The sequence below is a fragment of the Pseudoselenomonas ruminantium genome (assembly GCF_900104055.1).
In the GTDB taxonomy this organism is placed as follows: Bacteria; Bacillota; Negativicutes; order Selenomonadales; family Selenomonadaceae; genus Selenomonas_A; species Selenomonas_A ruminantium_C.
This window is the reverse complement of sequence record NZ_FNJQ01000006.1, coordinates 55,489-70,157: the sequence shown is the minus strand read 5'-3', so window position 1 is coordinate 70,157 and position 14,669 is coordinate 55,489. Positions and strand designations below refer to the sequence as shown.

General features: G+C 53.8%; 13 protein-coding genes. All 13 read right to left on the bottom strand.

Annotation, left to right across the window (positions count from 1 at the left end; all coding sequences use genetic code 11):
- Positions 1-15 precede the first annotated feature (15 nt).
- Positions 16-1,539 (bottom strand): hypothetical protein, encoded by a 1,524-nt coding sequence (locus BLQ59_RS04305; RefSeq protein ID WP_074571694.1) that lies wholly within the window; start codon positions 1,537-1,539, stop codon positions 16-18.
- Between the two features lie 150 nt (positions 1,540-1,689).
- Positions 1,690-2,622: a cysteine synthase A gene (cysK, locus tag BLQ59_RS04300; RefSeq protein WP_074571693.1), complete on the bottom strand. Its 933-nt coding sequence runs from the start codon at positions 2,620-2,622 to the stop codon at positions 1,690-1,692.
- 21 nt (positions 2,623-2,643) lie between these two features.
- Positions 2,644-3,927, bottom strand: a complete 1,284-nt coding sequence (locus tag BLQ59_RS04295) for an O-acetylhomoserine aminocarboxypropyltransferase/cysteine synthase family protein (protein ID WP_074571692.1) — start codon at positions 3,925-3,927, stop codon at positions 2,644-2,646.
- A 193-nt stretch (positions 3,928-4,120) separates the two neighbouring features.
- Positions 4,121-4,984 carry a 4Fe-4S binding protein gene (locus tag BLQ59_RS04290; RefSeq protein WP_074571691.1) on the bottom strand — a complete coding sequence of 288 codons (864 nt, stop codon included), beginning with the start codon at positions 4,982-4,984 and terminating at the stop codon, positions 4,121-4,123.
- A 41-nt stretch (positions 4,985-5,025) separates the two neighbouring features.
- A complete protein-coding gene (locus tag BLQ59_RS04285) occupies positions 5,026-6,450 on the bottom strand; it encodes a sulfate adenylyltransferase subunit 1 (RefSeq protein WP_074571690.1) in 1,425 nt (474 codons plus the stop codon).
- Positions 6,450-7,268, bottom strand: coding sequence for a sulfate adenylyltransferase subunit CysD (gene cysD, locus BLQ59_RS04280; protein WP_074571689.1), 819 nt, complete (start codon positions 7,266-7,268; stop codon positions 6,450-6,452). The genes BLQ59_RS04285 and cysD overlap by 1 nt, the downstream gene beginning before the upstream one ends.
- A gap of 21 nt (positions 7,269-7,289) precedes the next feature.
- Positions 7,290-7,601: a 4Fe-4S dicluster domain-containing protein gene (locus tag BLQ59_RS04275; protein ID WP_074571688.1), complete on the bottom strand. Its 312-nt coding sequence runs from the start codon at positions 7,599-7,601 to the stop codon at positions 7,290-7,292.
- Positions 7,598-9,283 (bottom strand): adenylyl-sulfate reductase subunit alpha, encoded by a 1,686-nt coding sequence (locus BLQ59_RS04270; RefSeq protein WP_074571687.1) that lies wholly within the window; start codon positions 9,281-9,283, stop codon positions 7,598-7,600. Before BLQ59_RS04270 ends, BLQ59_RS04275 begins: the two co-directional genes overlap by 4 nt.
- A gap of 5 nt (positions 9,284-9,288) precedes the next feature.
- Positions 9,289-10,362 carry an ABC transporter ATP-binding protein gene (locus tag BLQ59_RS04265; RefSeq protein ID WP_256324599.1) on the bottom strand — a complete coding sequence of 358 codons (1,074 nt, stop codon included), beginning with the start codon at positions 10,360-10,362 and terminating at the stop codon, positions 9,289-9,291.
- On the bottom strand, positions 10,346-11,233 hold the full coding sequence (cysW, locus tag BLQ59_RS04260) for a sulfate ABC transporter permease subunit CysW (protein ID WP_081342447.1): 888 nt from the start codon (positions 11,231-11,233) through the stop codon (positions 10,346-10,348). Before cysW ends, BLQ59_RS04265 begins: the two co-directional genes overlap by 17 nt.
- A 267-nt stretch (positions 11,234-11,500) precedes the next feature.
- Positions 11,501-11,980 carry a MazG nucleotide pyrophosphohydrolase domain-containing protein gene (locus BLQ59_RS04255; RefSeq protein ID WP_074571686.1) on the bottom strand — a complete coding sequence of 160 codons (480 nt, stop codon included), beginning with the start codon at positions 11,978-11,980 and terminating at the stop codon, positions 11,501-11,503.
- Positions 11,967-12,791 (bottom strand): transporter substrate-binding domain-containing protein, encoded by an 825-nt coding sequence (locus tag BLQ59_RS04250; RefSeq protein ID WP_074571685.1) that lies wholly within the window; start codon positions 12,789-12,791, stop codon positions 11,967-11,969. The genes BLQ59_RS04255 and BLQ59_RS04250 overlap by 14 nt, the downstream gene beginning before the upstream one ends.
- A 33-nt stretch (positions 12,792-12,824) precedes the next feature.
- The gene (locus BLQ59_RS04245; protein ID WP_074571684.1) at positions 12,825-14,444 is read right to left on the bottom strand and encodes a DUF4127 family protein; all 1,620 of its coding nucleotides are present in this window, start codon (positions 14,442-14,444) and stop codon (positions 12,825-12,827) included.
- Between the last annotated feature and the right edge of the window lie 225 nt (positions 14,445-14,669).

Genomic DNA, 14,669 nt, shown 5'->3' with positions numbered 1-14,669 from the left:
CTCACCTCGTTTTCTTCAATAATAAAGACTCTTGATAAAGGCTTCCTCCGTCAGATAGCGGGGATCGAAGAGTTCGCAGTCCAAAACCTCGCAAATCTTCTGCATGTTCGCCTTCACCCGGGCACTGTCAATGCCCAACAGCTCATAGATTTCCGTCTGATTGGCCAGCTGTACCCCATTTAACTGAGCAAACTGCAGGATCAGCGCCGTAATCATGATATCATCGGTCTTCTCGATAGCTGCCACCGTCACATAGTCCATAAAGAATTTGAGCAGCAGCTTGATTTCAAAATGGCTGAAGCCTACATGCTTCGCCACGCGTTTGAGCATATCGATATCGGCCGCAAACTGCGTTGTCACCTCTGGATTATCCTCCACCGACGGCGTGATCTTGCAGCTTTTGAGCACATTGAGCTGGGCATAGCTGACCAATATCTGCAACGTATGCCGCACGACACCGGCATGACGGGCAAAGAAATCCTTGAGTTCCGCCTGTGGGGCCTGACACTTGAACAGGTCAAACTGCCGCAGGATCACATCCCGCATCCGCTTTTGCAATTTGGGGCTGGCCTGCAGGGACGTAATGTAGTTTAAAAGCATCACTCCATGCGAATGGATATGCCCATAGAGCAGGCAGGAATTGTAATTGCCCAGAGCCAGCTCCGGCACCGGCAGCTCAAAGCTCTCCCCCGTGAAGAAATCCCGGCAGCCCACAAAATCTTCCGTCACCGACTCGATGCGGAACACCGTGAATTTCGAGCGCAATAAGTCCCGCAGGATATCCTGCTCCGAAGTCGAGAGCTTTTCCCGCTCATGTTCATAGTAATAACGCAGCGGAATCGCATCGGAACCAATCAGATGATAGTCAAACAGGAAAAAATCCCAAAAGCCGAACCAGAAATTATGCCGTTCATCCGGCGTCTGTCCGTCGTTGCCATCGTAATCCGGGCCGGCATACATGACCACAGCCCGGTCCATGTCCCGGCGAAAGGGCGGCTGCTTGTAATAATCGTCCACTTTATGCAGCAGGGAATCCAGCATCTTGTTCAGACGCTGCATGGTTTCAGCGGGCACTTCCTCCATATGCTCCAGCGAGCTGTAGAATTCATCCCCGTCCCGGCGGTCGGGCAGAAAGAAATAGCCCCCCTCATAGAGGGACTCCTTGGCTGCCGTAAGCCCCGGGCGATAGTCCTCCGTCTTCTGCGTGCGCTGCAGATAGGCATAGAACTTATCCGCCATGGCGAAGAACCGATTCACATCCGCCTCCGCCAGCATAAAGTCCGGCTGCGCACTGGCGTAGCGATAGATGATTTCCTGATAGTCATAGACCGTCAGCGAGCCCAGTGAGTACAAATCCAGCTGGTCCACATATTCAATAAGCAGGGAAATCGCGCTCCAAATGCGCTTCAGATCCTCATCCTCTGCCCCATGCCAGGCATTGCGCCGCAAATAAGCTTCCACTGTCCCCTGCGGGACAATCTGCTGGGCAGCGCTGTTATCCTCATAAAATTGTTCGACCAGTGAATATACATTAACCATACTTCTGGAACCTCTGCTGCATTCATAAATTAACAAAAAATATTATAGCATATTAGGTGGTATTGTTCAAAAGGAATTCCCCTTTAAACGATAGCAAAAATCGCCAGCCTGTAGAGCCAGCGATTTTCTGTGTGATGTCAATCATTCAGGTTAATCATTGAAGAGTTCCGTGGAGAGATAACGGTCGCCCGTATCCGGCAGCAGAGCCACGATGTTCTTGCCCGCAAACTCCGGACGCTTGGCCAGCTGCACAGCGGCAGCCAGCGCAGCACCGGCGGAGATGCCGACCAGCACGCCTTCGCTATGCGCGAACTGACGGCCAAATTTGAAGGCATCCTCATTGCTGATGGGCAGGACTTCATCGTAAACCTTGGTATCCAGGGTTTCCGGCACAAAGCCTGCGCCAATGCCCTGAATCTTATGCGGACCAGCCGTGCCCTGACTGAGCACCGGCGAGCTTTCCGGTTCAACGGCCACCACATGGACATCAGCCTTCTGCTTCTTGAGATAACGACCTACGCCCGTAAGGGTACCGCCCGTGCCAACGCCGGCGATGAAAGCATCCACCTGGCCATCGGCATCCTGCCAGATTTCCGGGCCGGTCGTAGCTTCATGGATGGCCGGGTTAGCCTGATTGGTGAACTGGGACGGAATGAAGGCATTCGGCGTTTCCTTGGCCAGTTCTTCGGCCTTGGCAATGGCGCCCTTCATGCCCTTGGCACCATCGGTCAGCACAATCTGCGCGCCATAAGCCTTCAGGAGGTTGCGGCGCTCCACGCTCATGGTCTCCGGCATGGTCAGGATGGCCTTGTAACCGCGGGCCGCCGCAAAGCTGGCCAGGCCAATGCCCGTATTACCGCTGGTCGGCTCGATGATGACCGTGTCCTTATTGATTTTGCCTTCTTTTTCAGCCTGCTCGATCATGGCCTTGGCAATGCGGTCCTTGACACTGCCGGCCGGGTTCAGGTATTCCAGCTTGACCAGGATATTGGCCTGCAGGTCATTGGCTGCAATAAAGTTGTTGGCCTTTAAGAGCGGCGTGTTGCCGATCAGTTCCGTTACGCTATTGTATATCTTTGCCATTGGAAATACTCCCTTCTGTCATTATTTGGCTGCTGCAAAACCCTTTTCAAGGTCCGCGATGATATCGTCAACATGTTCCGTGCCGATGGACAGGCGAATGGTGCTCTGGGAAATGCCCTGGTCAGCCAGTTCCTCATCCGTCAGCTGGGAATGGGTAGTGGTTGCCGGATGGATTACGAGGCTCTTGACATCGGCCACGTTAGCCAGCAGGGAGAAGATTTCGAGATTGTCGATGAACTTCCAGGCTGCTTCTTTGCCGCCCTTGATTTCAAAGGTGAAGATGGAAGCGCCGCCATTCGGGAAATACTTCTCATAGAGCGCATGGTCCGGATGATCCGGCAGGGACGGATGGTTGACCTTAGCCACCTGCGGATGCTTGCTCAGGAATTCCACAACCTTCTTGGTGTTCTCTGCATGACGGTCAAGGCGCAGGGAGAGAGTTTCCACACCCTGCAGCAGCAGGAAGGCATTGAAGGGAGAAATCGTTGCACCGGTGTCGCGGAGCAGGATAGCACGGATGTAAGTAACGAAAGCAGCCGGGCCAACTGCATCATAGAAGGATACGCCATGGTAGCTGGGGTTCGGATCTGCGATGCCGGCGTATTTGCCACTCTTCTTCCAGTCGAACTTGCCGGCCTCAACGATGATGCCGCCCAAGGTGGTGCCATGACCGCCGATGAACTTCGTTGCCGAATGAACCACGATATCCGCACCATGTTCAATCGGACGAATGAGGTACGGGGTGCCGAAGGTATTGTCGATAACCAGCGGCAGGCCATGTTTATGGGCGATTTCGGCGATAGCATCGATATCGGGAATATCGCTGTTGGGGTTGCCCAGGGTTTCCAAATAGATGGCTCTGGTGTTTTCCTTGATGGCCCCTTCCACTTCTGCCAGATTATGGGCATCCACGAAAGTGGTTTCTACGCCATACTGGGGCAGGGTGTGAGCCAGCAGGTTGTAGCTGCCGCCGTAGATGGTTTTCTGTGCTACGATATGGCCGCCGTTTGCAGCAAGTGCCTGAATCGTGTAGGTGATAGCAGCAGCACCAGATGCAACCGCGAGAGCTGCGCTGCCGCCTTCCAGAGCAGCGATGCGTTTTTCCAGAACATCCTGCGTGGAGTTGGTCAGGCGGCCGTAGATGTTACCGGCATCGGCAAGGCCGAAACGATCAGCAGCATGCTGGCTGTTACGGAATACATAAGAAGTCGTCTGGTAAATAGGTACCGAACGGGCATCCGTTGCCGGATCCGGCTGTTCCTGTCCTACGTGAAGCTGCAAGGTTTCAAATTTGTACTGGCTCATAATAAAATCTCCCTTCTCATTCAAAAAGAGGCTCCAAAAGCTCCACCCTGCACGAGTGTCTTGCTCCTGGAACCTCCAATTTTTTTGGTCAGTTCTTTTCTCTTTTAGGTTTTATGCCAAATCTTTTTGGCATGTCTATATGTTACAGTATTACACCTAGTATGTCAATAGTATTTTAGAAAAAACTTCCATTTTATTTTTGGCTCTCACGAATCAGCTGTGTAAACTCCTCCCAGCCAACTCTATCCAGCATATTGCGGAAGCGCTCGCCCTTGTTGGCGTGCTGTTCAAAGTAATCCAGGGCCGCATCCAGTGCCTTGCGCAGTTTGTCCTCACCGTAAATCAGCGGCACGATCTTCTTGCCGATGGCAATGCGGTTGCCATAGAGACCGCCGAAAGACACAACGAAGCCGGTCTTTTTCTCGAAGGCCTCGAATTTGCAGCCCTTGATACACTTGCCGCAGAAATAGCATTTCTTCCGATCCCAAAGGATTTTGCCCTTTTCCCGGTCAATGGACAGGGCCTCCCGCGGACAGATTTTCACGCAGGCGCCGCAGAGCTTGCACTTATCCTTCTGCCAAAGGGGCTTGACTCCGCCTTTGACACCGATATCATTTTCCTCGGTCTTCAGGCAGTTGTTATGGCAACCCGTAAAGCCCACCTTGAACTTATGAGGCAGCATCTTGCCCGCATAGCGCTCGGCAAATTCTTCGGCCAGCCTTGCGGTATCAATCAGCCCGGACCGGCAGATAGCATTGCCTTGACAGGCGGTAATGGTGCGCACCTGCGGGCCGCAGAAGCCCGTAGCCAGGCCGCCCGCTTCCAGTGCCTGCTTGACTTCCTCAATATCCGACTCCTTGATAAAGGGAATCTCTATGCCCTGACGGGAAGTCAGATGCACATAGCCTTCGCCAAATTTTTCCGCCACTTCCTGCACGGTCTGCAGCTGAGCGGCGGTGAACTTGCCGCCGACGCTCTTTAAACGCATGGAAAAACAGCCGGGCTGCTTCTGCTGCATAAAGCCGTGGGCTTTCAGCTCCTTGTAATCATATGCCATAGTATCGCTCTCCTAAATTTAGTTCTGCTATCAGTATAACCTCAAATGCCCTCGCCGTCTATGCCGCTGAAGACTTCCCGTTCCGTGCGTTCAAGGCGGACGATTTCGCCATCCTTGACCACCACGATGAGCTCGCCGTTCTGGGGCAGGTGGTTCATGATATAGCGCATAGCCTTCTGGGAGAATTCGCCCGCCTGTTCCTTTTCGGCCCCCAGCACGATGCCGCCGCCGGCCACATCGTAGCCGTCCACCAGCACGAAGCGCCCTGTAGCCTGATAGTCCTGAAAGCGGTCAAAGGCGATTTCCTCTTTGAGTTTCAGGATAACCTCTGCCACATCATTGAGACGGATTTCCTTGACCGTATCTGCTGCCCGCTGGTCAAGGCTGGAGGCGTCAATAAGCTTTTCAATGCTCTCCACCTGTGCCTCCACTTCCTGGGTACCCAATTTGAGTTTATAGCGGCGGTTGAGCTTCAGGGAATTCTTGCCCAGCCAGAACAAGGACACCCGCAGGCGCTTGCCCGTAAGGGGCGGCGTATCGGAAGCTTTCGTGATGATTTCTCCCCGCTGATTGAAGAATTCATCCGCCACCTGAATGCCTGTGGAGGCGCCGGCACTAGCCTGCTCCACCTTATCCTTGGCCCGCCAATAAGGGAAAGCCACAACTTTCGTCTTGCGGCCGCCGGGGTAGATGGCAATCTCATCGCCCACCGCCAATTGTCCGGCCTCAATACGTCCCGCGATGATGCGGCGGGAATCGAACTTATAGACATCCTGAATTGGCAGGCGCAGGGCCTTGCTCGCAGCAGCTGACTCCCCTTCCAGTAAGTCCAGCGCTTCCAGGAGCGTTTCCCCCTTATACCATTCCATATGCTCCGAATGGCTGGCGATATTGTCTCCCTGTAAACCGGATACGGGAATGTATTTGAGCGGATAAACGCCCAGTTCCGCCAGGAAAGCGCCCATCTCATGCTTGATTTTCACAAAGGCAGTTTCGGCATAGCCTGCCAAATCCATCTTGTTGACCACGACATAAACTTTCTTGATGCCCAACAGGCTCAGCATATAAGCATGGCGGCGGCTCTGTTCCTGCACGCCCTGCTTGCCATCCACAATCAAGAGTGCCGCTTCGGCCCCCGCAGCCCCGGAAATCATATTCTTGAGGAATTCCTTATGCCCCGGCGCGTCGATAATCACATAGTCACGCTTCTCCGTGGAAAACTGGATGCGGGTGGTGTCGATGGTAATGCCCTGCTGCTGTTCTTCCTCGAAGGCATCCAGGAGATAGGCGTACTCAAAGGGCTTGCCCGTGTCATGGGCGATTTTCTCCACCTTGGCGATGGCTCCCTGGGGCAGGGAATCCGTATCGTAGAGCAGCCTGCCAATGACCGTGGACTTGCCGTGGTCCACATGGCCCACCACCACGATGTTCAGACCTGCCTCTTTATGTTCCAATTCTTTACTCATTACATATACCCCTCTTTCCGCAGTTTCTGCATCGCATAGGAATCTTCCTGATCCTGCTTGCGCCCCGCCCGCTCGCTGGTGGTGGTGTGCTTCAGTTCCTCGATGATCTTATCCAGCGTATCCGCATCGGAATCAATCTGCCCCGTGCAGCAGGCACAGCCCAACGAGCGGTAACGCTTGCCGTTCTTGGCAAAGTACAAATCAATGATAGGAATATTCTCCCGGCGGATGTACTCCCAGATATCCAGCTCATTCCAGGCCAGCAATGGATGGACGCGGATGTGATGGCCCTTCGGGAAATCCGTCTTGAACTGATCCCAAAGTTCCGGCGGCTGATTGGCATAATCCCAGGCGTCGTCCTCCTTGCGCTCGCTGAACACACGCTCCTTGGAACGGGAACCTTCCTCGTCCCGACGCACGCCCACGATCAGGCCATCAAAGCCGTATTCCTTGACCACCTGCTTGAGCCCTTCGGTCTTTAATGCCTGGCAGCAGGCCAGACGCCCCTTGTCCGGCCCCATGCCCACATCGATAGCCGCCTGATTGGTATGGACAATCAAATCCAGATTCAGTTCCTTGGCCACCCGGTCACGATAGGCAATCATTTCCGGGATCTTGTGCTTCGTATCCACATGGATAAAGGGAAAAGGGCAATGGCCGTAAAAGGCTTTTTTCGCCAGCCATAACAGGACCGTCGAATCCTTGCCAATCGACCAGAGCATGCCCAGCTTGCCCAATTTCTTGTAAGCTTCCCGTAAAATATAGATGCTTTCTGCTTCCAACGCATCCAACTTATCTGCTGTTTCCACTTGTGACATAACGCTCCCCCACTTATATATCTAATATTTATTGGCTTCACCCTTGGCCGTGACAATCTCATCAAAACTGCCATCGGGCCAGTACATCTGCCATTTGATTTCATTTTTGGTATTCTCGGCATAAAGCCTTCCGCCGCGGCCGCCTAAATCTGCCGCCAGATAATAGTAAATTGCCTGCCGCGGGCACTCCTTGACACAGGCCGTGCAACCCCAGCAGTCCCGCACATCGCGGATAACTGCCCTGCCCGCCTTCACCTGCAGGAGATTGCCGGGGCAGACCTCCGTGCACAGGCCGCAGCCCACACACTTGGCCGCTTCGATGGCGATGCTCATACAACCGCCTCCTCTTTCCCCGCAGCCAATGGCCGTCTTATAATCCTGATTTTTCCTTGCTCCAGCTTGGAATTGATAAACACCTTATAATCCTCCCGGCGCTCAGGATAATCCAAGTGCTCGGCAAAGGCATGCCAGCGGGTTTCCTTGCGGGCAGCCAGATGTTCAATCAGCGCCTGGCAGACCAGCAGCCGCTCCCGCAGTTCAAAAATCTTCAAGAGGCCATAAAAATCTTTGGCTTTCAATTCCTCGCTAAGCTGCGTCAATCGCTCGATATGCTTGCGGGCAATCTTCAGCGAACTTTCACTGTAAGCATAGTACGTCTTAATCCCCCCGGCGTATTCATCCATGGCCTGCTGCATGGCTTCTTCCAAACTTTCCACCGTGTAAGGACTGTCATTATCCTGGCCTAAGAATTGCTGTACCTGCCGGATGATTTTTTCCTTTATCCATGCTGAATCAAAATTCGGTGCAACCCCTTCGGCAAACTTCGCCGCCGATTGCGCTGCAATCTCGCCTTCTACAAAGGAACCCGTCACGTATTTCTGCGGACAGCCGCCGGCCACATCACCGGCAGCAAAGAGCCCTGGCAAGGTAGTTGACCGGTCAGCGCCAATCCAGTAGCCGCTGGCGGTATGGCCGCCTACTACATAGGGCTCGGAACCTTCGATTTCCACATCAAATTCGCTGGGGTTCAGCCCGCTTTCCCGCCAGAAAAGTGTCTGGGCGGGGGCCATATTGAGATAGGCCCGCTCCAAAGCCGCCGCCTGTTCCAAGCTGATACCGTGGGTGCTTAGATAGCAGGGGCCATGGCCTGCCAAATTTTCCTTGACCACTGCCCAAAGCCGCTCTGCTGTGGTATTGCCGTATTTGGCCTGATACGCCTTCCCGCGGGAATTGACCTGGGGCGCGCCCACTCCCTGGGCAATCGTACCGGTTGGCGCGATTGTCCCCTTGCACCTGAGGGCAATAAAACGCATCTCGAAAGTGGTCATCTCCGCCCCTGCCCGCAGACCCATGGCATAACCGGCACCGGTATTGAAGGGACTGTACCACATCTTATGGCGGGAAGTGCCGGGATGATTGGGCTGATAAAGCCCTGCCGCCCCGCCCGTGGCGCAGATAACGGCCCTGGCCGTAAAGAGCACGATTTCTTCCTTTCGCAGATCAATCCCCCAGGCACCGCGAATTTGACCGTCAGCTGCAATGTAGTCCACCACATTGATATGATTTCTGACTTTGACATTTGACTGGTCAAGTACAGCTCTAGCCAAAATCGGCTTGATATTTTCTCCGTTGATCTTGATATTACGCCAGCCCCGTGAAGCATAGCTGCCATCGGGATTTTTCTGGATGACCAGCCCCAGCTTTTCCAGTTTGGCGGTGACTTCGTTAAGCCCCTCGCTCATGGACAGGAGCAAATCCTCCCGCACGATGCCTGCCGCATCCTCCTTGGCATAATCCGCATAATCCTTTGGTGTATGGCCTTGGGTAATATAGGCATTCAGGGCATTTACCCCGGCTGCCAGGCAGCCGCTGCGCTTGATATTGGCCTTGTCCACCAACAATACAGACAATCCAGGGTGTTCTTCGCCCAATGTGATGGCGGCATAACAGCCTGCCGCCCCGCCGCCGATTATGAGTACATCTGCTTTTTCTTCTCTTACGTTCACTGTTATCATCTGCCTTAAATCACCACTGACTCCCGCTGTTTGGCGCGGTTTTCGATGATGCGGGTCTGCCCCGCTTCCAGACTGTAGATGCGATGGATAAAGGCCAAAGCCTTATCCCCCACCTGCAGAGGCTCCTTTTCCAGACTGCGGGCCGCCCGCAGGATCTGTCCCCGCACCTCAATATCCACCGCCATGTTGCTGCCCCGGAAATACGTGGCCTTGACCACACCTTCCTCGGCACCAACGGGCAGGGAAATCTCTTTGGCGTCCTTGGCCAGCTCGATGAATTCCGGCCGGATCAGCCCCATATGCGCGCCTTTCGTATTGTCCGCAAAGCCCTTGAACAGCGTATAATCCGGCACCTTCACCGACTCGCCGATAAAATCGGCCACAAAGGGTGTCTGGGGCGTCTGATAGATTTCCAGCGGGCTGCCCGCCTGTTCGATCTGTCCACGGTTGACGATGATGATCTTATCTGCCACCTCCACGGCCTCGTCCTGGTCATGGGTGACAAAGAGACTCGTGATACCCAGTTTATGGATGGCATTGCGCAGCCAGCTCCGGAGCTCCTTGCGCACCTTGGCATCAATGGCCGCAAAGGGTTCGTCCAGCAGGAGCACCTTGGGATTGGGCGCCAATGCCCGGGCAAAGGCCACCCGCTGGCGCTGGCCGCCGGATAACTGCTGGGGATAGCGCTTGGCCACCGCCGACAGCCCCGTAAGCTCCAACAGTTCATCGGTCCGCACCTTGATGGTATGGCTGTCCACATTCTGCACCCGCAGGCCAAAGGCCAGATTATCCCGCACCGTCATATGGCGGAACAAGGCATAATTCTGGAATACGAAGCCAATGCCCCGGTGACGGGCAGGAATATCATTGACCCGCTGCCCTGCGATGAGGATTTCGCCCTTGTCGGGCTTTTCCAGCCCCGCAATCATCCGCAAGAGCGTGGTCTTGCCGCTGCCGGAAGGACCCAAAAGTCCGGCCAGCTGGCCTTTCTCCACCCCAAAGCTGGCATCGTCTGCCGCCTTGAAGCTGCCGTAATATTTTTCGATATGTTTAAGCTCTACCTCATAGCCCATGTTCATCAGTCCTTTCCTTCTTATTGAGCCGCCACTCCACCAGATTGCGGAGGATCAGCACCACGACCGCCAATATCACTAAGATAGAAGCCACCGCAAAGGCCGCCGTAAAATTATATTCATTGTAGAGGATCTCGATATGCAGGGGCAGGGTGTTGGTCTTGCCCCGGATATGACCGGACACCACCGATACGGCCCCAAACTCGCCCATGGCCCGAGCACTGCAGAGGATAATGCCGTAGAGCAGTCCCCATTTGATATTGGGCAAGGTAATCTGCCAAAAGATCCGCCAGCCGCTGGCCCCCATGAGGGCCGCCGCTTCTTCCTCCTGCCGCCCCTGCGTTTCCATCACCGGCACAATGCTGCGGGCAATAAAGGGCAAAGTCACAAAGATGGTGGCCAGCACAATCCCCGGCACCGCAAACACCACCGCCACCTGATAGGCCTGCAGTGTATCATAGAAAGGGCTCAGCCTGCCAAAGAGCATGATAAAGAACAAGCCCGCCACCACCGGCGACACCGCAAAGGGCAGGTCAATGATGGCCCCCAGCAGGCTCTTGCCCCGGAAGTCAAACTTCGTCAGCAGCCAGGCCGCCGCCAGACCGAAGATGGTGTTGGACAGCACCGCTAAAATCGTTGCCTCCGCCGTCAGCCACAATGCCTTCTGGGCAAAGGGTTCGCTGACAGCTCTTACATAAGCCGCCCAGCCCTTAGCCAGCGCTTCTACGCCGATAAGTACCAGCGGCAGAACCATCATCACCACCAGGAAGGCCGCCCCCAGCAAGATCAGCGACCACTTGACCAGCTTTTCCTGCCAGGACTCTTTCCCCAGTTGTTCTTTTGCTTTGACACCTGCCAACTTGCTGACCAGTTCCATCAGCAACACCTCCTATCCCTGCCATCGGCTTCCCTAATCCACACCATCATAACGCTCCCCCCAATAATTACTGCATAAGAAAAAGGCTCTGCAAACAGCCCCTATGGGCAATCTGCAGAACCTCCAATTTCTTTGGTCAGTTCAACCCGATTTACACTTTTTACCATCGCCGCTCATTGACGATGACTTTATGTTACACCATTACACCTAGCATGTCAATAGGTGTAAGCCATTTTTGCCAAAAAACTTTTCCCTTTTCATCATGAATCAGCACAAATCCTTGCGTTTGGCCGCCTGGTCAATCAGCGCACGCCCTTCTGCCAAGGCCGCTGGCAGATAATCATCTTCCCATTCCCGGCCTGCCTTTTCGAGCTTTTTGATTTCCGCCCAATCGGTGACGGGGCTGCCATCCGGCATACGCATCGGTTCATGAAATATATGCGGATGCCGGCGAATCATCTTTTCCGCCGCAACGCGGGCCACATCCTGTAAATCAAACAGCCCTTCCTTCTCCGCCAGATTAGCGTGAAAAATAACCTGCAGCAACAGGTCGCCCAGCTCTTCCTTGAGATTTTCCGCCTTGCCCGTTGCCGACAGGATATTGATTCCCGCCAACACCTCGCAGGCTTCTTCAATGCAGCCCGCCTTCACACTTTCATGCGTCTGCGCCTTATCCCAAGGACAACCATCATCCGCTTGAAGTTTATCGACAATATCTTTCAGGCGCTGTACCTCATCTTGCTTCATTTACGTTCCCCCGTACCTTCAAATACTTCGCCTCCAGCTTTGCCAGCGTCCCATCCATGCGCAGCTCGGCCAGCACAAAGTTGATATAGTTCAGAAACTCCTGATCACCCTTGGTCATCAGGATACCGCAGGAATGGCGGGTAAACGGCTCATGGATAAGCGGCGCGGCCAGCCTGCTATCCTTTTCCACATAGCGGGCAGCCTCCACGGTTTCCGTAATCATGATATCGGCTTTCCCTTCGGCAATCTGCCGGGGGATATCCGCGTTTTCCTGATGGACGATAAGCTGCGCTTTTTTCAGATTAGCATGGGCAAATTTCTCATTGGTGCCGCCGGGATTGATCATCACGCGGACTGAGGGCTTGTCAATATCTGCAAGGCTCTGGAACTTACCAGCATCCGCCTTCCGGCAGAGGATGGTCTTGCCGAACACGCCTTCACCATAAGCATCAGACATGGCCATCACCTTGGCCCGGGCGAAATTGCGCGAAATGCCGCAAAGGGCAATATCGAATTTTCCAGCCAGCGTATCTGCCGTAAGCGTTGGCCAGCTCGTCGGCACATATTCAATCTTCACCCCCAGAGAATCTGCGATAATCTGGGAAAGTTCCGCATCAATCCCTTCATATTCTCCGGTCTGCGGATTGCGATAGGACATTGGGATATAATCCCCCGTAGTGCCGATCCGTATCGTTCCCCTGGCCGCAATATCCTCCAAATGCCCGGCCTCGGCATACATTCCCGGCAAAATCAGCAGGGCAAAGGTCATAATGCATACCATCAGTTTCGCTACTATATTCTTTCTCCCCATATTTCTCCCCCTCAAACTCGTTTATCGCCAAAATTATTTCCCGGACTGCGGCAAAATAATGTCACACTCGAACATCCGCAGCCATGGATTTTTGACCTTAAAGCCCTGCAAGAAGTCAAAATGCGGCAGATTCTTATTGGCAAAAGCCTGCATACGTTCATTGTTCTGCTGTTCCGCAAAGGCGAGTTTATCCTGCAATTTTATATAGTAACCCGGATTGCCGAATTGTTTCACCAGTTCATCGCCGACCACCGTACGAACATTGGCCTGATAGGCCCAGTCATCCAGATAGCGCACAGCCAGCAATTTGTTCCTGCCAGCCTCCGTCATCTTGGGCGCCAGCATGCCTGTCCCGATGGCAAAGCCCGTGGAATTGGTCGCGGTATTCCAGCCCGAATACGTACGCAGTTTGAACAACAGGCCCTTCTGCCGCAACTGTTCCAGCAGCGCATTATCGGCACCATTGGAATATTTGATATCCGCTACGCCGACTGGATAGCCCTTTGCCACATAATCTGCCACCAGACCGGCAAAGTGTTTCGTGCTCTTGTCCGCTGTCAGCTGCGGCTGGAAATTACCGCCATCCGGGTATCTATTATGCAGGCCGATGGTTTTTCCTTTTTTTTCCGTATTCACCAGCAACACGAAATCCGCCCGCTTAGGCTCCGGCACTTTAAGACCACCGGCAATGGCCAGCGCTGCATCTACGGAAGCTGAAATCTTTTCATCGGAAAAGGCAGGAACCGTATCACCGCCCTTGCCTTCATTATATGCCACATAAACAAAGGGCATCTCATAAGTCATATCGTTGACCGCGCGATTCAGCAACAGGACATTGAACTCGTCAATCCCTGGCATGGACTGGAACTTCGTCCGCGGCAGCTTGTTCTTCGCCGCATAGTCTAGGATTTCCCGATTCTCCCGATGCGTCTGGCAAAGCGGTGCATTATCGTCACGGCCGAGAATCAGATAGTCAATCACACCATCCCGGGCATAATCCATCAGTTTTTTGGTTGCCGCCAGATTCTTAGCCCGGCGCGCCAGCCAATCCTGCATATATTCCGCAGGGATTGCCTTTTCCCGCTCCTGCAGCATCTTTTCCTCTTGTTTGGACAATCCCTCTGTTTCCTTTTTATCCATCAAACGTGAATAATGGAAGAAATCCGCACCATATTGCGCATAATAATCCGGTTCCTCGATATTCCCTTCCTGCCCCCAGTCAGGCGTCCGCATCAGCGAATCGAAAACATAGAGATGCAGCCGCGGATTATCCTTACGCAGCTGCGCAAAACCTTCGATGCGCTCTGCCAGCTTCGCCTCAGAAACCTCATGCTTGCGCGATGGAATCAGACCGCCATATAGCATGGAATCGGAAGCGATAACCGCCGAGTCTGCCGCCTTGGCATTCTCATCGAGCCATTGCCAAAGCTCATCCGGATGCCCCATATTCGTGGCATTGCTCAAAAGCTCCTGCGGCGGCAAAATCATTTCATACCCCGCCTCCTGCAGAACCTCCACCGTCTGACGATAGGAAATCGGCCTGTCGTCATGAGGAATAAACAAAATCTTCCCCGCCGCTGCTCCCACATGCATCGACAACACCAGCCCCCCTAAAATCAATAAGGAAACTATTTTCCTCAATCTCTTTTTCAATCAAATATCCTCCCTATAATCTGAATTCTATCTCCACTATACTTCAAGACCAAGCCAAAATCAACACAAAACACCCACGCCAAGCAAGAAACAAACCGGACTTGGCGCAGGTGCTTGCTTTTTGACCGGAGTCCGCTGCCGCAGGCTGACTCCTAAGCGAAAAAACTGTACATAACGCTGAAAGCCGCGCCGTGGTGACCGGCGCAATCCAGCTAAGTCAACGGC